The sequence below is a fragment of the Marinococcus sp. LNHM4E3-1 genome (assembly GCF_056034405.1).
Genome location: NZ_JBQLID010000017.1, coordinates 1 through 22,833 on the forward strand (window position 1 = coordinate 1; position 22,833 = coordinate 22,833).

A 22,833-nucleotide genomic window follows, 5' to 3' on the forward strand; every position below is an offset into this window, starting at 1 on the left:
TTTCAGGCTATTTCTTTTTATCATAGCATAAAAAACTGCCGACACGCTCTAAAATTAGAGCCATTGTCGACAGTCTGAGCCGCCTATCCATACATTGGATAGGCGGCTTTTTATAGTTTCATTAATTTAAAGAGGGGCCTGAAGGCTTCCGAACAGTTTGTTTTTCTCTTGACTGTTCCTTTAGTTCCTCTTTCTTTTTTACTTCATGGTTGCTTGGCGGACTCAGGCTGAGAATTTTGTCTCCTGCCTCAGGCTTTATTGCATTATCAACAGCAAAGAATTCCAGACGTCCAGTCGGTTTTTGAATACCGATCAGCACTACATCTTCCGCCCGGTCATTTAAATAGGACTGGTACGGATATTCTTTTGTTAAAGACGTTAATTTAAACACGTAACCCGCATCTACTTTCCAGTTCAGCTCTTCAAATGTCGCGCCTTTTTCGAACAGAACGCGGCCACCGACCTTTCTCATCAATTCATCGGGTTCATTCCGGTCTGATTGATGCCAGCTGAGCTGAAACAGATCCTTCCTTCCGAATTCAGGGACAAAGGTGGTGCACACGAGCGAATTATAAGAATCTCGGTCGGTAGCCGCGATAATTTTATTATAGGGAGTCATGTCCAGTGAATACTCCGACTGCTCGGAAAGAATCTCTCCCCGGTAGTAAGCGATTCCTGCTTTACGTGCGTTGAACAAATGTTCAAACGAAGAATCGGCAATCAATACCGGCACATTCATTTCCTTCAGCTTTTGGGCAAGGCTTGTAGTGAAGGAGCTTCCTCCTACAAACAGAACTCCCGGAAGCCCCTCTTTTGAAAGGTTTAACTTTCTGGCAAGCGGCCCAATCGTAAACCCGTGGAAGCATACAGTCGCAAACACGAGCGCAAACGTAAGCGGGGTAATAATGGAAGCCCCGGCGTAGTTGTATTCTTCAAGGACATTCGCAAAATACCCTGCTACCGTCAAAGCTACAATTCCCCGGGGAGCGATCCAGCCGATAAGAGCTTTTTCCCCGAATGTTAAATCGGTCCCCATGGTCGACAGCCAGATTGAAAGCGGGCGAACTAAAAACAGCATCAAAAGAACGTAAGCAATAATTTGCGGATCGAAAATCTGCATCAGTGTATCCCGGTCGAGTGATGCTGTCAGCATAATAAATATACCCGAAATCAGCAGCACAGAAATATTTTCTTTAAAGTGCTGCATGTCGCTGATGGAGCTTATATGAAGATTTGCAAGCGTCATTCCCATCGCAGTGACGGCCAACAATCCCGTTTCATGCATAACCACGTCAGAAATGACAAAGCTTGCAATCACCATGGACAGAACGACCGGAGATTTCAGGAACTCCGGCACATGCCCACGTTCAAAGGTCCACCCGATAATTCTACCGAATAGAATCCCCAGAAAAACAGCAAACAACGAGGCCATAAAGAAATTGACGAGCGAGACGAAGGTGGACTCTTCGGAGGTAAAGGTTCGGATAATTTCAAACGCAAACACTGCCAGGAGAGCACCAAACGGGTCAACGACAATACCTTCCCATTTAAGTATTCGGGCCGGCCTCGGCTTCAGCTTGGCCTGCCGGAGGAGCGGCAGAATGACGGTAGGGCCCGTAACGATCAGCAAACCACCGATAATAAAGGATACTTCCCATGATAAGCCAGCCACAAAATGGGCTGTTAATGAACCAAGTATCCAGGCCAGAAGAGCTCCTATTGTGATGATACGATACACAGGCTTTTGAAGCCCCTGAAGTCCCCTGAAATCAAGATTCAGGCTTCCTTCAAATAATATTATGGCTACAGCAATCGATACGATGGGGCCATACAGATCGCCAAATGCTTCGGAAGGATTAATCAGCCCAAATATCGGCCCGATCAAAAGTCCGGCAACAGACATAACGACTATGGCCGGCAGCCTGGAGAACCAGGCAAGCCACTGGGAGCCGATTCCGACGGCACCGATCAGCATTAGTTGAAACAATAGAGAGTCCAGCATATATTTTCCCTTCTTTCCACTCCCATTTTTTTATCTTTGGGTTTAATCTTGTATGTAATTCGTATTCCTTTCACTTTTTAATCACTTGAAATAAAAAGATACTATACTAAACCCTATCGTTTCAATCAAAGCAGTTTATAAAAATATATTTTTTCATAAAAAAGCACGCTTTTACACAAAGCATGCTTTTCGTTACCGCTCTTCTATTTCTTCTTGAATGGACTGACCGAGATGGCGTCCCGGCTCATCGATTCTGCAGTAGATCCGATCTCCGGGCCGGCAGTCTTTTAAAGCCATCGGCTCATATTGATCCGTCATTAAATAAACGCTGTCTGCCCACTGCAGAGTAGCTGACAAATTTACGTCCCCTGCGCGGACCTTTATTCTCACGAGTTCGCGTTTTTCAATTTTCACCCTGCCTACCGGCACCTGGCGTGAAGCTGTGCCTTCGTACACAGTTACCGGCTCATCATGTTCTATTTCTGCGAGATACCTTGTCTTCTCTTCTTCGAAAATATACTGATGCACAGCGCCGGCGTTGATACGAAACACGCGGGCTGGATACGTACTGGTTGTACGGTTTTCCGAAAGCGTATAAACGTACCCGTGCCCTGTGTCTCCGACAAGCAGACCTTCAGCTGGAGATAAGATATCTGCTGCGTCTATGCAGACACGCGATCCTTCTCCCATCGGCTCTATGGCTTCCACGATACCAAGTTTCCATACATCATTTTCCATCATACTCATCAGCACCCACTGCTTCCGGAGGAGCTTTTGCCTTCTTCCTCCATTTTCATTTTGTGTTCTCTTCCCCATTTTTCCAGTTCCCGAAGGAGAGATTCGAGTGACTCCCCGTAGCTTGTCAGGGAGTATTCCACTTTTGGCGGTACTACCGCGTAAGCGTGGCGCAATACTAAGCCGTCATGCTCAAGCTCTTTGAGCTGCTTGATTAATGTCTGATGATTAATTTGCTGCAGCTGCTGTTTAATCTCACTGAAACGGAGCGTTTTCCCGACGAGCTCCATTAGAATGACTGCTTTCCATTTCCCGCATACTTTGTCGAGCGTTATTTTTATATTTTCTCTTTCTTCTATGGTCATTCTTTCACTCCTTTAATCTAAAAAAAGACACTACTATATATTCCAATATAAGTATGTGCAAATATATTATATGTAGGTATTATAGCCTTAAAGTCAAGTGAATAAACGTTTAGAACCTGTTTCGTCAAAAAAAGCAGCAGCCTCATTTAAGAGACTGCTGGCTTTTACTGTTCCTCTGCTATTTCTGAGAGCTCGGCCCAGCGTGTCATCGCCTGGTCCAGCTTTTCATTGGTTTCTTTCTGGATGCTGGACCACTTTTCGATGGCCGCGAGATCACTGCCGCTCTGCTCCATCTGCTGCTCTGCTTCCGCCAGTTCATCTTCAAGGCGGGCAATACGCTCTTCGATCTGATCCCATTCCTGCTTTTCTTTATAGGACATTTTTTTCTTCTCCCCAACTGCGCTCCTAACAGCTGATGGCTCCGGCTTCTTCTCTTTACTTAGCGCCGGCCGGGAAGCATCCTTTTCTGAACTCATAAATTCTGAGTAATTTCCCTCGAATAAGGTAACCTGGGATGATTCATTAAAAACAAACAGCTTTTCAGCTACCCGGTCAAGAAAATAGCGGTCGTGGGAAACGGTGACAACTACGCCGGGGAACTGCTGCAGGTATTCTTCGAGTACGCTGAGTGTCTGCACGTCCAGATCATTTGTCGGCTCATCCATAAACAATACGTTCGGCTCGGTCATTAAAATACTGAGCAGGTACACCCTCTTTTTTTCTCCGCCGGACAACCGGGAAATATACGTCCACTGATCCTCCCGTTCGAATAGAAAGCGTTCAAGCATCTGTTCAGCCGAAATACTTTCACCGTTAACAGTATAAATAACTTCAGCAATATCACGAATGTATTCGAGCACGCGCTTTGATTCATCCAATTCTTCCTGCTGCTGCGAGTAGTAGCCAAGCTTTACAGTTGGGCCGTACACTACATTCCCCGCATCGGGGTCGATACGGTTGGCAAGAATGTTTAAAAGCGTCGTTTTCCCAGTTCCGTTTGGACCGACAATCCCTATTTTTTCTCCAGGGGTAAACATATAGTTAAACTGCGAAAACATATTCTTGTCTCCGTAGGACTTTTCCAGGTCCTCCGCCTCTATCACTTTCTTTCCAAGTCTCGTAGAACCTACCGGAACCTGCAGCTCTTCTTTTTTCGGCGGTCCCTCCTGCTGTTTCAAAGACTCCGCCCGCTCTTTCCGGGCTTTTTGTTTTGTGCCGCGAGCTTTCGGCTGCTTCTGAAGCCAGGCCAGCTCCCGCTTTAATGTGTTCTGCCGTTTTGCTTCGGCGTGCGCTTCATTTGCTTCGCGCTCGGCCCGCTTTTCCAGAAACAGTTCATAGTTGCCGTCATATTCATACAGACGGCCGCGTTCCAATTCAAAGATTTTATTCGTTACTCTGTTTAAGAAATAACGGTCGTGTGTAACTAATATTAAAGCTCCATTATAGTTGGATAAATATTTTTCAAGCCAGTTAATGGACTCGTCGTCGAGATGGTTCGTCGGTTCGTCAAGAATAAGAATGTCACAGTCCTGAATGAGAGCCCGGGCAATGGAAGCTCTTTTACGCTGGCCGCCGGAGAGTTCATTAATTTTCTGGTTATAGACCGTCAGCCCCAGTCTGTTTAACACCTGCTGGGCTACAGTACCTGCTTCCCATGCTCCGAGCTGGTCCATTTTCTGCTGGGCCTTCATCCACTGTTCCTGTGCAGCTTCACTTTCAGGTTCCTGCTCCAGACGGGCCTGAGCTTTTTCGTAATCTTTCACTGCTTTCATGATATCGGAAGAGCCTTCATACAAATAATCAATCAAATTTTCTTCCTCCGGCAGCTCAGGATCCTGTGGAAGGTATTCAATTCTCAGCTGTTTGGAGTGCTGAAGCTTTCCTTTTTCCGAAGAATCAATTTCAGAAATTACGCGGAGAAGCGAAGATTTCCCTGTGCCGTTAACGCCGATCAGCCCGATACGGTCTCCGGGCTCGATCGTAAATGAAATATGGTCAAACAGCACCTTGGTGCCGGTTGTCTGGTATAGATTTTCTGCTACAAGCAGACTCATGTTTTCACCGTTCCTTTCTCGTCCTTTCCTATCTTAGCATACTTGCTCGTGCTCCTGAAAAACACAGGGCTATTTAAAGCCCAAAAAACAAAAAAGCACTTCCCATCAGGCTGGGAAAGTGCTCTTATACGAAAAATTAGATTTAGGAAAGATCCATTTTTTTCTTTTTGTTTCTTGGCGGACGGCTGTTTTTATTGGAGCCGTGGCCCTGCGGGCGCTTTTGCTTATATTTCGAGGAAGGCTTACCCTGGCCTTTGGAACCCTTATTACGAAGCGGTGCTTCCGAAGTAAGTTTTACCGGCTCTTCTTTCAGCTCGCGTGAGTTCATTTTCAGCGCTGCTGCTACGATTTCTTTTGCCTCGTATTCGTTAAGCAGTTCTTCTGCTGTACGCTCCCAGTACTCGTTATCGTCGTCCTGCATTGATCCGACCAGTTTCTGTACAGCCTGTTGAGCACGCCCTTCAACTGCATCATTTCTCGTCGGCTTAGGCGCTTTTTTCAACTTAGCCTGTACGGTTTTTTCAATAAGACGCAGGTGCGTCATTTCTCTCGACGGTACGAAGCTGTAAGCTACGCCTTCGTTTCCTGCTCTTCCTGTACGTCCGATCCGGTGCACATAGCTTTCCGGGTCCTGTGGAAGATCAAAGTTGTAGACGTGTGTAACGCCGCTCACATCAATGCCGCGGGCAGCTACGTCTGTCGCGATCAACAGCTCGATCGTGCCTTTTTTAAATTTCTGAAGCACTTTGTCTCTTTGAGCCTGCTTCATGTCGCCATGAATGCCTTCTGCTGCATAACCGCGTCTTGATAAAGCTTCAGCGAGTTCATCCACGCGGCGCTTCGTACGTCCGAAGACAATCGCAAGCTCCGGCGGGGTATAATCGAGCATATTACAAAGAGTTTCGAACTTTTCCTGTTCGTTCACTTCAATATAATACTGATCGATTTTCGCCACTGTCATGCTTTTGTTTTTCACTTGAACCTGTTCAGGGTTAGTCATGAATTTATCTGCTACGCGCTTCAGCTTTGGAGGCATTGTAGCCGAGAATAAAAGCATCTGTCTAGGCTCTGGGATATCCTTTAGGATTTCTTCAATGTCATCCACAAATCCCATACTGAGCATTTCGTCAGCTTCATCAAGCACGACCGTATTCATTTTTCCGAGATCAATCGTTTTTCTGCGCACATGATCCATTAAACGGCCCGGTGTTGCTACAATAATTTGCGGTTTTCTTTTCAGCGCTTTGATCTGACGCTGAATATCTTGGCCGCCGTAAACGGCTACTGCTGTAACACGTTTGTGCTTTCCGAGGCGGTTTAATTCTTCGGATACCTGCACAGCAAGCTCTCTTGTAGGTGCAAGTACAATTCCCTGCGGAGCATTAGCTGTTTGATCGGCTGCTTCAAGAAGCGGGATGCCGAAAGCCGCAGTTTTTCCTGTGCCAGTCTGTGCCTGACCAATAATATCCGTTCCGTTCTTCGCTTTTGGAATAACTTCCGATTGTATGGGTGTTGCTTCTTCAAATCCCATCTCTTCAATAGCTTGAAGAATAGGTGATTCCAATCTTAGTTCTGAAAATAAAGTCAAGTATATATTCCCCTTTTATGCTTATTCGATCATTTCGTATGAACTAATTAACATTACCATATTCATGAAAAAAAATCTATCTAATTTTCATTTTTCACAGCAATTAACTATAAATTCACACTGGTTGTTTAATTGTAATGAAAATGTAACATAAACTACATTGAACAGTTTATGTAAATGACGATATAATTAAATTACAAAATTTTCATTTAATTACGCGTATAATTATGTAAGGAGGACGGGCAAATGGCTGTGGGGAACAAATTTGCATATTTTGTTGACCGTTCCGGAAGACAAGTCACGGTGGGAACACTTAAAGATATCGAACAAATGAACTTAGGCCGTGGGCAGATTTATTATTGCGATTCTGAACAGGAGCTCCTCCAGGGCGTTAAAGAGTACTACCATAAAGAGTGTATTATCACCCTCCGTTCTCCAATGAATGATTTTAAAGAAAACCTTTCACGTTAATCTCTGCCCTGCTTTCTCTGAAAGCAGCGGTATACATATAAAGAGGGCCCGTTTTTTGCGGGCCCTCTTTACGTCTTTACTTAACTTCGGATTGAACTTTTACTTCAATGTTGTTTCGTGTAGCTTTGGAATAAGGGCAGTACTGGTGAGCAAGATCCACTAATTCGTCTGCTTCCTCTTTTGATACACCGCTGATTTCTACTGTAAGTTCAGCAGCCAACTGGAACATACCATCGGAGTCGTCCTTCTGCAGACTTACAGCTGCAGTTGTCTTAGAAGAAACATCTTTATTTTTCTTGCTTGCCTGAAGGTTCAGCATGCCGTCAAAGCAGGCAGCATAACCCGATGCAAAGAGCTGTTCCGGATTGGATCCTGATTTGGAAGAACCTGAGCCCGGCTGTTCCAGATTCACATCAATCATTCCATCTTCAGAACGGACATGTCCTTCACGGCCACCTTCTACAGTAGCTTTCGAAGTAAATATTGTTTCTGCCATACATAACTCCTCCATTCAACTTAATAACGATTGATTCCAATAGTACATATACACTTTTAATCTATTTTTTAAACATCCAGTGTTCCAAAGTAATTTATCCGAACGCTTTTCACATAAGCTGAAGAAATAGTAAATACGGCAGTTGCCCATGGCAGGAAGCTGTTATAGAATCATTGAAGATTAAGTAAAAATAACTGTCAGAAGGCTTTCCATTTCGAATAACAAATCCACAATAAAGGAGTCGGCGAAATCATGAATCAGGACTTCCCATTAAAAACCCCTACTAATTCTTTACTGCTCACAGCAGTTGACCATACCCGTGTTGGAGTTATCATTACTGATCCAGCTATAGAAGACAACCCTATTATCTATACAAACAGTGGTTTCTGCAATTTAACCGGTTATTCCGCCGGAGAAATTCTTGGAAGCAACTGCCGTTTTCTTCAGGGGCCGGAAAGCGACATTCATACTATTGAGCGTATGAGACAAGCCCTGAAAACCTACGAACCCATTTCCATCGAAATTATTAACTACCGGAAAGATGGCACTAAATTTTGGAACGAACTCCACATTGACCCTGTTTATGAACCGGAAGAGGATAAATATTACTTTATCGGAGTACAAAAAGATATTACGAAACAAAAAAATGCAGAAAAAGATGCTTCAGAGTATTTCAATGAAATTAACCTTCTTTCTACCCCCATAGTTCCAATCATTAACAGCGTTTACGCCATGCCACTAATCGGCAACGTCGACGAGCAGCGACTGAAGATTATTTTCACCAACATTACTGACGTGATTCACAACTCAAAAGTAGAAACACTCATCGTCGACCTTTCCGGCCTTTCTACATTAAATGATGATATTATGAAAGGGATCTTCACTTTAAATGATCTTCTAAAATTGCTTGGCACTGAATTGATTGTCACCGGTATTTCACCAAGTCTTGCGGTACGATCCAAAGATATGGACTTCGATTTCTCCACTTTCCAGACCTTCGGCACAGTAAAGGATGCTATTCGTTTCAAACAGCGGAACAGCTGATATTAATATCATTAAAATTGATTCGCAAAATGTATTGCTATTGTTTGGAGCACATGATACGATGAATATACTATTTTGATCCGTTAGTCAGAACAAGGTTAGGGTTTTAGCTTCTGAACTTGGTACTATGCGGTTTGCAAGATAAGTAACATTTGTGCCATGAGGCACGCAGGAGGATTATTTTTATGGAACAAGGTACAGTTAAGTGGTTTAACGCAGAAAAAGGTTTTGGCTTCATCGAACGCGAAGGTGCAGACGATGTTTTCGTTCACTTCTCCGCTATCCAGGAAGAAGGCTTTAAAACCTTAGAAGAAGGACAAACGGTAGAATTCGAAATAGTAGAAGGCGACCGCGGCCCACAAGCTGCAAACGTCACTAAAAACTAATTAAACCATACAAAGCCGCTCTCTCTCGGGAGAATGGCTTTTTCTTTTCAAAAAATTACCCATTCTTTAATATTTAAATATTAAAGTCTGTTGCTATAATTTGGGTGACATGATACAATGAAATTACTATTTTGATCCGTTAGTTTGAACAAGGTTAGGGTTTTAGCTTCTGAACTTGGAACTATGCGGTTTGCAAGATAAGTATTATTTGTGCCACAGGGCACGCAGGAGGATTATTTTTATGGAACAAGGTACAGTTAAGTGGTTTAACGCAGAAAAAGGTTTTGGCTTCATCGAACGCGAAGGTGCAGACGATGTTTTCGTTCACTTCTCCGCTATCCAGGAAGAAGGCTTTAAAACCTTAGAAGAAGGACAAACGGTAGAATTCGAAATAGTAGAAGGCGACCGCGGCCCACAAGCTGCGAACGTTACTAAAAACTAATTAAGCCATATATGAACCTCTCTCCTTTTTGGAGGGAGGTTTTTTCTTGTTGATTCCAACATGCGGATACATAAAAAGGAATACCCGAAAGCCGGGTATTCCTGCTGCATGGTGCTCTTTTTAAGCGTTAGCGGCGTCTAAACGTTTCAAGAAATGCATGTACAATCTCTACTGATTGAAAAGCAAAAATACTGAGTGCCGAAAGGGATAAGAGCCCCATTATGACAAAGCGCATATTCTGAACCAGATGCAAAGCCCACATGATTATCCCTCCTTTGATATATATCTATCATACTCCCCTGTCACATGTTTGCAACAATTTTATGTTATTTTCTAACATATCTTCTGCCTTACTGTGGTTCAATGAATCTCCATTGTTTTAATGGCTGGTTTTAATTAAAAGGAAACCATTTTTTCACTTTATTCTTCCAATACCTTACGGAAATATATTCAAACACATAGGTTAAAATTAAGCCATATAAAATGACCCCAAATAAACTCAGCACTACCATTGTCCCCTGACCGACTGCAGTAACCGGCTCAATGTTAGAGCGCCCAAACATAACTAGCGCCATAAGCACGCTCAAAGCAGATGTCCACAATGAATCTGCAGGAGGTTCAATGCCCCAAACCCAGAGCACAAAACAAACGTACAATATTAAAATACCGCCCCAAACGTAATATTGCCGCTGACGGCTTAAATAACGAATAAGCGGCATCGTATAAAATTTGGTGATCGTCTTGAGGCGAAAAAGGTGAATAATTCGTGCCAGGCGTGCGAATTGAAAAATCGCATCTGCCGGTATAATTGCTATTAATAAAAAAGGGTGGGATTTTACAAATTCCCATTTCTTTTCTGCACGAAAAAAACGGAAAGCATAATCAAGCGTAAATAACGCCCAGGTAGTCCAAATAATATAACCGGATACTTCTGTCTCGTACCAGATCGTTCCTACAGAGAGAATGGCAAGTATAACCATAATCGCCTCGTATAATCGCTGTCCGAACCCCTGGTCTTTTTTTTCGCTCATTATCGACGACTCACTTTCCTGCCCGTTATCTTCTCAGCTTTATTTAATCGTACTATTCTATGAAAAAAACAGCAAATTTTCTATTGCACAATTCGCTGTTACTGGTTATAATAGAATTTGTCTTGCGGATGTGGCGGAACTGGCAGACGCGCACGGTTCAGGTCCGTGTGAGCTTACGCTCTTGGAGGTTCGAATCCTCTCATCCGCACCATTTCTTATATAACGAACACACCAGGCTTTCCAGGCTGGTGTTTTTTTATGCTCTTTTTCACTTTATTTTAGCACGTCGCCCTCCCCAGAGCATCTTTTTGTTATTAGTGTAAGCAGTGGGCGAAGACGGGTATTGGAAATACAGCACTAATCAATAACTATATGTCAGGAGGATCAAGGTGAGCAGACAATTGGCAGAATGGCTTAAAGCCTCCAATTACAGTATTGTAATGACCGGTGCCGGAATGTCTACGGATAGTGGGCTCCCTGATTTCCGGTCTGCGTCAGGCCTTTGGAACAATTATGACCCAAAACAGCTTGCCACAGTTGAAGCACTCGAGCATCAAAACGAAGCATTCACAAAATTTTATCAATGGCGACTGCAGTCTCTGCTCGATGCATCACCTAATAAAGGGCATGAGATCTTAGCTCAATGGGAACAACAAGACCTCCTCCAGCACGTAATCACCCAAAACGTAGACGGCTTTCATCAAGCCGCCGGCCAGCAGCACGTTTCTGCTTTGCATGGCAGTCTGCGGGAAATTAATTGCCATATTTGCGGCCGGCAGGCATCACAGGAGGATTTTTTAAACGGGTCTTCCCATTGCCCAAATTGTGGTGGCAAACTCAGACCGGGTATTGTCCTATTTGGTGAAATGCTTCCGGAGCAGGCTATCCAGCAGGCTCAGGAGGCAACCGCAGCCTGTGATTTATTTATCGTTCTCGGCTCAAGCCTGCAGGTAGCCCCTGCTTCCCTGTTTCCAATGGAAGCAAAAGAAAGCGGAGCCAGGCTTGTTATTGTAAACCAGGAAGAAACAGAACTCGATTCATGGGCGGATTTAACATTTCCCGGAGCTTCTATTCAAAACGTGCTCACCGACACAAACAGTCATTTATAGCTAAAAGGAGCTTCCAGAATCGACTGGAAGCTCCTTTTTACGAAACAGTATTCGTTTTCACTTCTAAATACTGTATTAATATATGCGCCAGTTTTTAGGCCGCCCGGGCATTTTGTGCTTCCGGATCAGGCTCTACTTTAAGCGGCACACCATTATCTCCACCCCTTGCTTGCGACACGGATCTCTCATTATGTCGAGCGCCTCCCCGTATTTCGGCTACATGGAAGCGCACGATACAAACACCCCTGTCTGTAAACCTTCCAATAAGCTGTCTATATGTTAAAATAGTAAATGATAATCATTTTCAATATAGGAGGCATTTCTTATGACTGATATAGCCAGCACTCCACTCGCCCAGACAATCCAATCCCGTCGAAGTATTAAGAAATTTACAGACCAGGCGGTAGATAAACAAACTATCCTTGAACTGCTTGAAATATCCAAATGGGCGCCCGATCACGGCGTGCGTGAGCCGTGGCGCTTTCTGCTGTTTCTTGGCAGCGGGACGGAAAAACTAGCAGAAGCTCTCGCCGATTATCAGGAGCACGAAGGCTCGAAAAAACCCGAAAAAGTACGGGCCCAAATTTCTGAGCTTCCCGGCGCCCTGCTTGTCGTTAATCAGGCCGAGCCAAAAGTGAAAAAATGGGAAGAAGATTTTGGCGCAGCCTCTACCCTTATCCAAAACTTTCAGCTGTTAAGCTGGGAACAAAATATCGGCATGATTTGGAAAACTGGTGATTATATCTATTCAGACCGCTTCAAGCAATCGCTCGGCATCGATCCGGATGAAACTATTGTCGGCATGCTGCAGCTCGGCTATTTTGAAAAAATACCCAAAGCCAAACCGAGAACGCCCATTGAAGAAAAGATTAATATTTTTGAGTAAAACATTTATTTTTCATCAAAAAACCTCCCTGAACGCAGGAAGGTTTTTTCGTATTAACAGAACGTATCCTTTGGCTTTGGTACAGAAAGACCGAACAACGGCCGTAAAAACAGAGCCAGAAATGTGCCGGCTAAGGCAAATACTGCCCATACATAGCCATGTACACTAAAGGAAGCAATGCCGCCAAAGTAAGCACCAATGTTACACCCGAAAGCGAGCCTCGCTCCGTACCCCATCAAAAGACCGCCGATAATGGAAGCAGAAGCATTGCCAATCGTCACTTTCGTAAACTTAAACAGTCCACCTGCGGCTGAAGCAATAAATGCGCCTAAAATAACACCAAAATTCAGTACAGTAGTGGAATCAGCAAAAATTGTAGTCTGCAGTGCCTGCGCGCTTTCCCCGCTCCAGTAATCCCAGCTCGAAGCGTTGATACCTACAGCCTCGGCAGCTTTGGATCCCCAAAGTGCAAACGCCGAAGTAATGCCCCAAGGCTGGCCGCGCGTAAGCAGGGTTAAAGCGTTTAATACAGCAAGTACTACTGCTGCAACCATCATAGGCCAGGAACCGCGGAAAATCCGTTTCCAGCCGCTAGCAGTCGGCAACGTAGCCATTGCCGGAGGATTTTTCTTTTTATCGATAATTAATGTTACTGCGATGACAGCCGCGAAAATGAGTAAAGATACTATCCAGGCCCCTGTGTATCCGAGACCGGTCGACGTAGCCAGCGAAATTGAGCCAAAGGAAGGCGTATCATCTGTCCAGAACGAAAGATGATATGCCCCAACGGTGGAGCCAACGATGAAAAAGAGCAGCGTAATAAACATGTTCGTCCGGCCGCCTCCTACTGCATACAGCGTTCCGGAAGCGCAGCCACCTCCAAGCTGCATCCCAATACCGAACATAAACGAGCCAACGACTACGCTCACGCCGACAGGACTGACGTAGCCGGACACGTCACCGCCAAAAAAGGTGGAGCCAAGAGCAAGAATCGGGGCAAACAAGGTTACCGCTGCTGCAAGCATCACCATATGGGCCCGCAGCGCCTGGCCATTACCTACAGACATTAAGCGGCGAAACGCCGAGGTAAATCCAAATCTGGCGTGAAAAAGTGTATATCCCAGAAGAAGGCCGATCGTAAGCAGAAGCGGCTGTACGATTGACTGGGTTAATGCAAGATATAACGTTAAAATAGCAAATACGATTAACCCTCCGGTAACCAGCTTATTCTGCGGTGCTCCCAGTTTCTTGGAAGCTTTTTCGGCAGTTTCCTGCTGGGACACGGGCTGTACTGTTACTGCCATTATAATCCCCCATTCCTATCTTTTTAGTCAGTTTTACGTTCTTTATCTTAAATATTTTTTTAAAGATAGTCAAAGATGTTGCTTTTCTCAATAAAAGCTACTATTATTAATAAGTCGAAACTTAAAGGTACTTAAAAAACTTGATCGTTTTAAGGTGGTGAGAATAATGGATGAGAAGAAAATATACATTCAGCAAACCGCGATGCAGCTTTTTTCCAGCCAGGGTTTCTTTCACACTTCAGTACAGGATATTGCTGAAGCATGCCGAATGTCTAAAGCTTCAATTTATAAAATATTTCATTCCAAGGAAGATATTCTCGCCCAAATTGTAAGAGATAATTTAAACCACATTATTCACCGTGCCAATTACGCCCGCAATGAGGAGTCCAAGCAGCCAAGGGATCAGCTTATCGCTAAGCTGTCGAGAGAAATCGAAGGCCTCGTTGAGCACCGCGAATACGTCTGGATGCTTTATCAGTCTGCTTCCATTAACAAACAATCTGATAAAATTAAGGCCCTTTTAAAACAGGGGCAGCTCATTATGGTGAACTGGCATAAAGATACACTTCTTGAGACGTTTGGATCCGATATAGAGCCTTTCGTATGGGACCTTGCGATATGCATGCAGGGTATGAGCAAAGAAATGATCGCCTTTGCTGAAAAAGTTGACCGGTACCATTTTGATTTCGGACAGCTCGCTGAAGTATTAGTTACCAGTATTGAAAGTATTATCAAACACAAAACTTCCTCTACTTCTATGTTTTCGAGAGAAAATATGGAGCCATTTAACCTTCAGGGGCATTACGGAGAGATTGACCAGGTGGAGCTCTGGGATCGGACCATCCAGCAGGTACGGGCCTTTATCAATTACCGCTTCCCTTCCTATGAAAAAAAGCAGTGGGTCGAAGCAGTAGACCGTTTAAATCAGGAGTTCTACGAGTCTGAGCCTGAAATGATTGTTATGGAGTCCCTGTTTTGTTTTCTCGAGAAAAAGGAAGATCTACAAGTTAATATTAATATTCTGCGGGAGATTATTCAGTAACTTCAAGGCCCGGTATCGTTCATTTGTTTCGGTTTTCTTGCTATACCGGCTCTCAAAATCGCACAGTCAAGCTTCAAACCGTCAGCACAAAAAATCAGATGTTTGTTTTCTTTAAAACAAGTTTCTTGATTTTTCCTGTAGCTGGCATTATTATATGCTGATGAAAACTAATAAGTACTTTAAAAACTAACTCGTTTTATAAATGATTGATAATCGTGAAATGCATTACATCGAAGGAGGGCTTTTCATGCCTGAAGAAGCAGCTACACAAATACCTGCGAAAACAAGAAATTTAATCATCGCGGTATTTCTTACCGGAGCGTTTATCGCTATTTTAAACCAGACCCTGCTTGCTGTGGCCATTCCGAGCATTATGGCTGATTTGAACGTGAGCGCCAATACAGCCCAGTGGGTAACGACCGTTTTTATGCTCGTTAACGGGATTATGATTCCGATTACAGCCTTTCTTATTGAAAAATTCACCACACGGGGACTGTTTTTATTTGCTATGTGTTCCTTTGCACTTGGGACACTGTTTGCAGCCTTGTCTCCAACTTTTGGACTGCTCATGGCCGGCCGGGTTATTCAGGGCGTTGGCGCCGGTATAATGATTCCATTAATGCAGACCTCCATTATGACCATGTTTCCTATTTCCCAACGCGGTCAGGCCATGGGCCTCGCCGGACTAGCTATCGCTTTTGCTCCAGCATTTGGTCCTACCCTTTCCGGCTGGGTTGTGGATTCGTATTCCTGGAATACGTTATTTTACATTATTCTCCCGATCGCTATTGTAGACATTATTTTAGCTTACTTTTTGCTGAAAAATGTAACCGAGCTTAAACATCCAAAGCTCGACTTATTATCTATTATGCTGTCAACAGCCGGATTCGGAGGCTTATTATATGGATTCAGCGCTGCCGGAAACAGCGGCTGGGGAAGCTCCACTGTATTAACTACCCTTGCCGTAGGCGCTGTTGCCCTGTTCCTGTTTATATGGAGACAGCTTCATGTGGAAAGACCAATACTCGAGTTCCGGGTCTTAAAAAATCCTATCTTTACGTTGACTGTCGTTGTTGCCATGGCCTGTTTTGTTTCTATGGTTGGCTCTCAGACCCTTATTCCGCTTTATGTTCAAAACGCACGCGGCTTTTCCGCCCTGGACTCCGGGCTGATGCTTTTACCGGGCGCTCTTTTAATGGGAATGATGAGCCCTATTACCGGAAGAATTTTTGACAAAGTCGGTGGAAGGGGTCTCGCGATTACCGGGCTTTCTCTGTTAACGGTCGGCACCATTCCTTATATGTTTTTAACAGAAAACTCCTCTATCGCCTTTTTAACAGCTATGTTTGCGCTTCGTATGTTAGGTGTCGCCATGGTTATGATGCCAATGACGACTGCCGGACTGAACCAGCTTCCTAATTCATTAATTGCTCACGGAACGGCGATGACGAATACGCTTCGTCAGGTAGCAGGCTCGATTGGCACAGCTGTTCTGATTACCGTCATGTCGCAGAGCGCTTCGGGAGCGGCACAGGCAGGCGAGGTGTCAAGTCAGACCGAAGCCTTGATCCACGGTATCAATGTGGCTTTCTTTGTAGCTTTAATCGCTGCTATTGTAGGTCTGGTGCTTTCATTCTTTCTTAAAAACACCAGACCGGATACAATGGAAAAACGTGATATACGCGGAAGCAAAAGCAGCACTAGGGAAAGCAAAGCGTAAGATCGTTATTTTCAGCAAAAGCACTCTCAGCCTTGCCTGGGGGTGCTTTTTACTGTATTAACCGTGAAAATATTCTGTAAAATACCTTGACACTTTAACGCAGAAAAAGATATAGTTTGGCTACATGAATACCTCTAACGAAAAGATTAAGAGGTCATTCGATAACTACTGGAAGGGAGTAAATAATTTAATGACGACATGGACCAGCAGCAACCTGGGCTACCCACGGTTAGGTGAAAAACGCGAATGGAAAAAAGCATTGGAATCCTACTGGAAAGGAAAGCTTGACGAGGGTTCTTTTCAACAACAAATCCGAGAACTCCGATTGGAATTCTTGAAAAAGCAAAAGAAACGCGGCGTGGACTCCATCCCTGTCGGCGATTTCTCTTTGTACGATCACGTGCTCGATACGTCCGTGATGTTTGGGCTTGTGCCAGAGCGCTTTGACGCTTCCGAAGGCTACTCCTCCCTATCTACATATTTCGCTGTAGCCCGGGGCACGAAGGCATCGCCGGCGAGCGAAATGACAAAATGGTTTAATACCAACTATCACTACATCGTGCCAGAGCTTCAAAACGCAAAGCCCCGACTGGTAGATAACTATCCACTAAAAGCCTATCAGGAAGCGGTAGCTGAATTAGGTATTGAAGGGCGTCCATACCTAATCGGCCCATATACTTTCCTGAAGCTTTCCAAAGGCTACGAAGAGCATCAGTTTGAACAGCTGTTCAACGATCTTCTGCCATTGTATCAAAAGGTGCTCCAACAGCTGCAGGATGCAGGAGCAAAAAGTGTTCAAATTGATGAACCGGCTTTTGTACAGTCTTTTCCGGAAACAGATATTCCGTTAATCCGGAAGGCGTATGAATTATTCAACCGCGAAGTACCTGAACTGGATCTGTTTGTGCAAACGTATTTCGACAGCGTTTCTCATTATAAAGACATTATCTCTCTTCCAATTGCAGGGCTCGGTCTTGACTTTGTTCATGGCAGGGATGGCAACTGGGCGAATGTGCAAAACCACGGCTTCCCTTCAGACAAAATACTGGGTGCGGGTGTTATTGACGGACGCAACATCTGGAAAGCAGACGTTGATGCCACTGTCGCTTTTGCCAAAAATATTCAGGCAGAAACAGGTAGTGAAAATATTGAAATTCAGCCGTCCTGCAGCCTTCTGCATACACCGGTTACAACCAAACACGAAACGCAGCTTGATCCGCTTTTGCTTGATGCACTTTCTTTTGCTGACCAAAAGCTTGAAGAAATCGACCTCATAACACGCACACTAAATGGAGAGGACACGAAGGCAGAGCTCGAGCAAAACTCTGCTCAGCTTGATCGTGTTAAAAACGCTCCGTGGCGACAGGAAGCGGCCGGTAACGCTGCAGCAGACATTCCTTCCTCCCGCCCGCTTTCGTTCGAGGAAAGAAGTCCACTTCAGCAGGAAAAGTTTCAGCTGCCAAAGCTTCCGACCACGACAATCGGAAGCTTCCCGCAGACACGTGAAGTCCGCGTGGAACGCCGGCGGGTGAGGAAAGGTGAAATTTCCGCAGAAGAATATGAAACGTACATTCAAAATAAAATGCAGGAATGGGTCGATATCCAGGAAGAAATCGGACTCGATGTTCTCGTGCACGGAGAGTTTGAACGCACCGATATGGTAGAATTCTTCGGAGAAAAACTGGGCGGATTTGCATTCACTTCCAACGGCTGGGTGCAGTCCTACGGTTCCCGCTGCGTCAAACCACCGGTTATTTACGGAAATGTGGAGTTCAAAGAGCCGATGACCGTAAAGGAAACCAAATATGCACAGACGCTAACCGAAAAACCGATGAAAGGAATGCTTACCGGTCCGGTAACAATTTTGAACTGGAGCTTTGAACGTAATGACATTCCGAAAAAAGAAGTAGCCTTCCAGATCGCCCGGGCACTTAACGATGAAGTGCTTGCGCTCGAAAACGAAGGTATTGAGATGATCCAGGTGGACGAGCCCGCCATTCGTGAAGGCCTGCCTCTAAAGAGAGCAGAATGGGATGAATACCTGGAATGGACCGTCCACGCCTTCCGCCTTTCCACTTCTTCTGTTAAAGATACTACCCAGATTCACACGCACATGTGCTACAGTGAATTTCAGGATATGATTGAATCGATTCGCGCGCTGGACGCCGACGTTATTTCAATTGAGACCTCCCGAAGCCACGGGGAGCTTATTGAAACGTTTGAAACAGCTGTTTATGACAAAGGCATCGGCCTTGGCGTCTATGATATTCACAGCCCGCGTGTCCCAGATGTTCAAGAAATGACTCAAATGATCGACCGGGCCCTGCGCGTGCTTCCGAGCAACCTGTTCTGGGTTAACCCAGACTGCGGACTCAAAACACGTGACGTGCCGGAAACGATTGAAGCCCTTAAAAATATGGTCCGGGCTGCGGAAGAAGCCAGAAAAAACTTAGAGCAGCACGCATAATTAACACTACGAAAATAAGGCCCGGCCTTCCGGGCCTTATTTTCGTACGGAAAGGATATCTCATTTATGACTGTTACTACTGCATTTTTAAATAAACGATCCGATTACAAAAAAGCATATGAAGTTATCAAATCCCTGCGCCCTTCTCTCAGCTGGGAAGCCTTCAACGATTACCTCTCCCGTCACCCCTCCTACCAGCTGATTGCTTTAAAAGAAGAAGGGGTGGTTGTCTCAGTAGCCGGAATTGAGCTTTTGGAAAGCCTCGCCTGGGGTAAACACGCATGGGTTCATGAGCTTGTGACTTCAGAGAGTGCGAGATCCAAAGGTCATGGCGAAACTCTGCTCCGTGCCGTTCACCAGCATGCAGAAAAACACGGATGCACAGAAGTGATTCTAGCCTCCGGCCTGCAGCGCACTGACGCCCATCGTTTTTATGAACGGCTTGATTATCAAGCATCGAGCTACGTTTTCCGTCACACTTTATAGCGCAAAAGAGAAACTCTGCCCCGTAAAAGGCAGAGTTTCTTTTTATCGCTGCTGCTTTTGTTTTTTCTTTGGATTCTTTTCTTCCGAATTGAAGCTGATCAATGCTGGTATTAACAACGGCAGTACAATCAGTCCAAAAAGCAGAAGTCCGGTAATGACGACCGTAGCTACTTCCAGAAGCGTAAGCACTCCTGACGGAAGCATTGCTGCAAACGTTCCTGACAAAATGATCGCTGCTGTAATAATTACCGTCCCCATTTTAATCATCGCCGTCTGCATGCCTGTACGCACGCCGGCTTTTGCTTCTTCATTATACCTGCTTAACAGGAAGATGGAATAATCCACCCCGAGTGCTACAAGCATAACAAATCCGAAGAATGGTACCGGCCAGGCGATACCCGGATATCCAAGCCCGTTTACAAAAATCAATTCTGTCACAGCCATTGCTGTAAAATACGCGAGTACAAGCCCGCCGATAATGTACAGCGGCTGGATAATATTACGGAGCAGAATAATCAGTATCGCAAAAATGCCGATAAGAACGATTAATACGGTCCGGTCAAAATCACTGGAGCTGACCGACTGCAGATCGCTGTTCACGCTCGGTACGCCTCCGTATTCGATCGTCGTGTCTTCAAGCGGCGTGCCCTGCGTGTTCATTTCTACAACCTCTTTAACTTCTTCTGCACTTTGGATTGCTTTTTTGGAATAAGGGTCTGCGTTCAATCCAACTTCAATGGTCATGCCATTTTCATTGTCGAATACATAATTGGATGCGCCGTCCTGGAAATCTTCATTCTCAATGGTATCCTCAGGAAGGTAGACGCCGGTGCCTTCAACATAATTTGCTTCAGACACGTCTCCGGTAAAGGTTTCCGCGCTTTCGAGGCCGTCACTGATTTCAGTCAGCCCATCGCGGGAATCGGCCACTCCGTTTTCAAGTTCTCCGAGCGTTTCAGAGAGCTGTGCCAGCTCTTCTGTCTGCTGATCAAGCTCCTGCTGCCCTTCTTCGAGACCGCTTTGAATTTCTGTAATCTGCTGACTGATCCCGGTCAGCTGTTCCGAAGCTGCTGCTGCTTCCTGCGGGGAAGAAGCATTTGCCAGCTGAGAGCTTACCTGCTCGAGCGCCGTGTTAACCTCTCCGAGACCGTCAGCGGCTTCCTGCAGAGAGGAGTTTTCCGTGTCACTGTTTCCAAGCTGATCCTGAATGGAGCCCAGACCATCTTCGACCTCCTGCAGTCCGCTTTCGGTTTCTTCAATCCCGTCACGGGCATCACTAATACCCGTGCTTACATCTTCGAGCTGATTGTTTATATAAAAATCGTCAATAACGTCTCCGGCAGGCCGCGTAGCGCTGCGTACCGCCTCTACTTCATCTAAATTGGCAACAGAGCGGCTCAAGTCCTCTACATGCGCCAGTGTACCCGGCTCCATAACCGATTCATCTGATTCAATGACAATCTGCATTGGAAGTGCCTGCCCGGAGCCGAGACCTTCCTCAATTAGGTTAAGACCGGTAACTTCTTCCGTGTCCTGGTCTATTTCATCAATCGTATCGTAAGACCGCGAGTTATCGAATGTTAATAATAGCGGTACTGTGACGACAGCGACCAGGAGAATCGCAAGCAGCGGACGGAATACCGAAACACGGCTCAGCCATTTCCATATTTTACTGTCAGCATGGCCGTTATGAAGCTTCGATGGCCAAAACAAAGCCCTTTTTAATGTCAGCATAAAGAACGGCAGAATCGTCCAAAGAATGCCCGTTAATACGACAATGCCGACCGCCACCCCGACGCCGGACTGAAAGACGGAGAAGTTGGCGAAGCCTATCGCCGTAAAGCCGACAAGCACGGCGAGGGCACTGTAAACCATCGTTTTACCGGCTGTTTTGTACGTCCGTATGATCGCTTTTTTGTAATCAAGGCCTGCAGCCAGCTCCTCACGGTATCTGCTCAAAAGAAGTATACAGTAATCTGTACCGATCCCAAACAGCACTGCGACAAGGAAAATTTGAGTATAGTTTGACACCGGAAAATTAAACCAGTCTACTAAATAAGCGATAATCGACTGGCTGATCAGATACGTAAGGCCGACCGCCACAAGCGGCACGAAGGGAGTAATAACCGCACGGAAAACGACAAACAACAGTGCAAGAATTAACACTACGGTAATCACTTCCGTACGTTCCAGTCCTTCCTGGCTCGCTTCATTTACCTGCTGGTTTAAAAGCGATTCTCCAGTGACATACATTTCCAGGTCCGAAGCTTCGTTGAGGTCCCGAATCTCTTCAGCGGCATTAACCGCCGTATCATTGTCTCCTTCTATGGAGACCGGAATGACGACGACATTTTCGTCAGAGGCAACAAGCTGTTCCTCTGTTTCTTCACTCTCAAATGGATTTGTAATCCCGGAAATTCCTTCAATGTTTTCATCTTCGATGGAAGTAATCAGCGATTGAATATTGTCCTGTTCCTCTTCATCGACCTGATCTTCTGTTTGAATTACCGCACTGATGGTGTTACCGCCCTCACCGTTGTCATCGAGTATTTCCTGAGCCTGGGAGGACGTTTCTTCCTCCGGTATTTGCAGCGTCTCTTTGTCGGCTGCCAAATTGGATAGACTAGGAGAGACGACCGTAAGCACTACGGTAAAAATAAGTATTAATGAAGCTATCCACCAGCGAAACTGTAGTATTGTTTTCATCTTTGCTGTCCACCTTTTTGTAGTATGCTCCGTATTTTATGAAAAGTCTGGATAAACTGCTCCACTTCCTCTTCGTTTATGTCCTGAAGCAGATCGGAAACATATTCATTTACAAGACGCGTATGCCGCTCATGAGATTTTTTTCCTTCATCGGTAATTTCTACGTACTTCACCCGCTGGTCTTCACTGCTGGGTACAAATTTCACATAGCCGTTGTTTTCCATTTTTTTCAGACGGTTGGACAATGCGCTCTTTCCGACAAGCATTCTGTTTTGTATTTCTGTCGACGTCATCGCTCCGTATTTCATTAAAAAATCAAGCAGTTCCACCTGTTCCGGAGAAATTTGATTTAATAAATTATCAGGTATTTCATTAGTTATACGATTTCTGCCGAGAATCATTACCTCGGCAAACAGCTCCACCGCTTCTTCCATTTTTTGATCCTTCATTAGTACACCCCCTGAACTATACAGTAGTTTACCCCCTGAACTTTTATTCG

General features: G+C 45.1%; 20 protein-coding genes and 1 tRNA gene. 11 read left to right on the plus strand and 10 right to left on the minus strand.

What is annotated here, in order from left to right; translation table 11 throughout:
* Positions 1-121 precede the first annotated feature (121 nt).
* From ACTRXI_RS14505 to cshA, 5 genes are all read right to left on the minus strand, one after another.
* Positions 122-2,002: a cation:proton antiporter gene (locus ACTRXI_RS14505; RefSeq protein WP_474263660.1), complete on the minus strand. Its 1,881-nt coding sequence runs from the start codon at positions 2,000-2,002 to the stop codon at positions 122-124.
* A 192-nt stretch (positions 2,003-2,194) separates the two neighbouring features.
* Positions 2,195-2,749: a 3-dehydroquinate synthase II gene (locus ACTRXI_RS14510; RefSeq protein ID WP_474263662.1), complete on the minus strand. Its 555-nt coding sequence runs from the start codon at positions 2,747-2,749 to the stop codon at positions 2,195-2,197.
* Positions 2,749-3,102: a winged helix-turn-helix transcriptional regulator gene (locus ACTRXI_RS14515; RefSeq protein WP_022794628.1), complete on the minus strand. Its 354-nt coding sequence runs from the start codon at positions 3,100-3,102 to the stop codon at positions 2,749-2,751. Before ACTRXI_RS14515 ends, ACTRXI_RS14510 begins: the two co-directional genes overlap by 1 nt.
* A gap of 164 nt (positions 3,103-3,266) precedes the next feature.
* A complete protein-coding gene (locus ACTRXI_RS14520; protein WP_474263664.1) occupies positions 3,267-5,156 on the minus strand; it encodes an ABC-F family ATP-binding cassette domain-containing protein in 1,890 nt (629 codons plus the stop codon).
* A 142-nt stretch (positions 5,157-5,298) separates the two neighbouring features.
* Complete coding sequence (gene cshA / locus ACTRXI_RS14525; RefSeq protein ID WP_474263666.1) at positions 5,299-6,744, minus strand: degradosome RNA helicase CshA; 1,446 nt, start codon at positions 6,742-6,744, stop codon at positions 5,299-5,301.
* A 246-nt stretch (positions 6,745-6,990) separates the two neighbouring features.
* Here cshA and ACTRXI_RS14530 point away from each other — a divergent pair, with 246 nt between their 5' ends.
* Positions 6,991-7,215, plus strand: coding sequence for a hypothetical protein (locus ACTRXI_RS14530; RefSeq protein WP_474263668.1), 225 nt, complete (start codon positions 6,991-6,993; stop codon positions 7,213-7,215).
* A gap of 76 nt (positions 7,216-7,291) precedes the next feature.
* On the opposite strand, the gene ACTRXI_RS14535 is transcribed toward ACTRXI_RS14530, so the two are convergent.
* Positions 7,292-7,711 carry an organic hydroperoxide resistance protein gene (locus ACTRXI_RS14535; protein ID WP_474263670.1) on the minus strand — a complete coding sequence of 140 codons (420 nt, stop codon included), beginning with the start codon at positions 7,709-7,711 and terminating at the stop codon, positions 7,292-7,294.
* 252 nt (positions 7,712-7,963) lie between these two features.
* Here ACTRXI_RS14535 and ytvA point away from each other — a divergent pair, with 252 nt between their 5' ends.
* The 3 genes from ytvA (at position 7,964) to ACTRXI_RS14550 (ending at position 9,583) form a co-directional block, all read left to right on the plus strand.
* Positions 7,964-8,755 carry a YtvA family blue-light photoreceptor gene (ytvA, locus tag ACTRXI_RS14540; RefSeq protein ID WP_474263672.1) on the plus strand — a complete coding sequence of 264 codons (792 nt, stop codon included), beginning with the start codon at positions 7,964-7,966 and terminating at the stop codon, positions 8,753-8,755.
* A gap of 185 nt (positions 8,756-8,940) precedes the next feature.
* Entirely contained in the window at positions 8,941-9,141 is a 201-nt protein-coding gene (locus ACTRXI_RS14545; protein WP_027847408.1) for a cold-shock protein, read from the plus strand.
* A gap of 241 nt (positions 9,142-9,382) precedes the next feature.
* On the plus strand, positions 9,383-9,583 hold the full coding sequence (locus ACTRXI_RS14550) for a cold-shock protein (RefSeq protein WP_027847408.1): 201 nt from the start codon (positions 9,383-9,385) through the stop codon (positions 9,581-9,583).
* 392 nt (positions 9,584-9,975) lie between these two features.
* Here ACTRXI_RS14550 and ACTRXI_RS14555 read toward each other — a convergent pair whose 3' ends face one another.
* Complete coding sequence (locus tag ACTRXI_RS14555) at positions 9,976-10,614, minus strand: hypothetical protein (protein WP_474263674.1); 639 nt, start codon at positions 10,612-10,614, stop codon at positions 9,976-9,978.
* Between the two features lie 124 nt (positions 10,615-10,738).
* Here ACTRXI_RS14555 and ACTRXI_RS14560 point away from each other — a divergent pair.
* The 3 genes from ACTRXI_RS14560 (at position 10,739) to ACTRXI_RS14570 (ending at position 12,609) form a co-directional block, all read left to right on the plus strand.
* Positions 10,739-10,825: transfer RNA gene (locus tag ACTRXI_RS14560), tRNA-Leu, on the plus strand.
* Positions 10,826-11,003: 178 nt separating this feature from the next.
* On the plus strand, positions 11,004-11,723 hold the full coding sequence (locus ACTRXI_RS14565; RefSeq protein WP_474263676.1) for an NAD-dependent deacylase: 720 nt from the start codon (positions 11,004-11,006) through the stop codon (positions 11,721-11,723).
* A 325-nt stretch (positions 11,724-12,048) separates the two neighbouring features.
* Positions 12,049-12,609: a nitroreductase family protein gene (locus ACTRXI_RS14570; RefSeq protein ID WP_474263678.1), complete on the plus strand. Its 561-nt coding sequence runs from the start codon at positions 12,049-12,051 to the stop codon at positions 12,607-12,609.
* 53 nt (positions 12,610-12,662) lie between these two features.
* On the opposite strand, the gene ACTRXI_RS14575 is transcribed toward ACTRXI_RS14570, so the two are convergent.
* The gene (locus tag ACTRXI_RS14575) at positions 12,663-13,913 is read right to left on the minus strand and encodes a YeeE/YedE family protein (RefSeq protein WP_474263681.1); all 1,251 of its coding nucleotides are present in this window, start codon (positions 13,911-13,913) and stop codon (positions 12,663-12,665) included.
* A 166-nt stretch (positions 13,914-14,079) separates the two neighbouring features.
* Here ACTRXI_RS14575 and ACTRXI_RS14580 point away from each other — a divergent pair, with 166 nt between their 5' ends.
* The 4 genes from ACTRXI_RS14580 to ACTRXI_RS14595 all read left to right on the plus strand — a co-directional run bounded on the left by ACTRXI_RS14580 (position 14,080) and on the right by ACTRXI_RS14595 (position 19,628).
* On the plus strand, positions 14,080-14,955 hold the full coding sequence (locus tag ACTRXI_RS14580) for a TetR/AcrR family transcriptional regulator (RefSeq protein WP_474263683.1): 876 nt from the start codon (positions 14,080-14,082) through the stop codon (positions 14,953-14,955).
* Between the two features lie 247 nt (positions 14,956-15,202).
* Complete coding sequence (locus ACTRXI_RS14585; protein WP_474263685.1) at positions 15,203-16,675, plus strand: MDR family MFS transporter; 1,473 nt, start codon at positions 15,203-15,205, stop codon at positions 16,673-16,675.
* 190 nt (positions 16,676-16,865) lie between these two features.
* Positions 16,866-19,142 carry a 5-methyltetrahydropteroyltriglutamate--homocysteine S-methyltransferase gene (gene metE / locus ACTRXI_RS14590; RefSeq protein WP_474263687.1) on the plus strand — a complete coding sequence of 759 codons (2,277 nt, stop codon included), beginning with the start codon at positions 16,866-16,868 and terminating at the stop codon, positions 19,140-19,142.
* A gap of 66 nt (positions 19,143-19,208) precedes the next feature.
* Positions 19,209-19,628 (plus strand): GNAT family N-acetyltransferase, encoded by a 420-nt coding sequence (locus ACTRXI_RS14595; RefSeq protein WP_474263689.1) that lies wholly within the window; start codon positions 19,209-19,211, stop codon positions 19,626-19,628.
* A 42-nt stretch (positions 19,629-19,670) separates the two neighbouring features.
* Here ACTRXI_RS14595 and ACTRXI_RS14600 read toward each other — a convergent pair whose 3' ends face one another.
* Both ACTRXI_RS14600 and ACTRXI_RS14605 read right to left on the minus strand, forming a co-directional pair.
* Complete coding sequence (locus ACTRXI_RS14600; protein ID WP_474263691.1) at positions 19,671-22,334, minus strand: MMPL family transporter; 2,664 nt, start codon at positions 22,332-22,334, stop codon at positions 19,671-19,673.
* Positions 22,331-22,783 (minus strand): MarR family winged helix-turn-helix transcriptional regulator, encoded by a 453-nt coding sequence (locus ACTRXI_RS14605; protein WP_474263693.1) that lies wholly within the window; start codon positions 22,781-22,783, stop codon positions 22,331-22,333. Before ACTRXI_RS14605 ends, ACTRXI_RS14600 begins: the two co-directional genes overlap by 4 nt.
* Between the last annotated feature and the right edge of the window lie 50 nt (positions 22,784-22,833).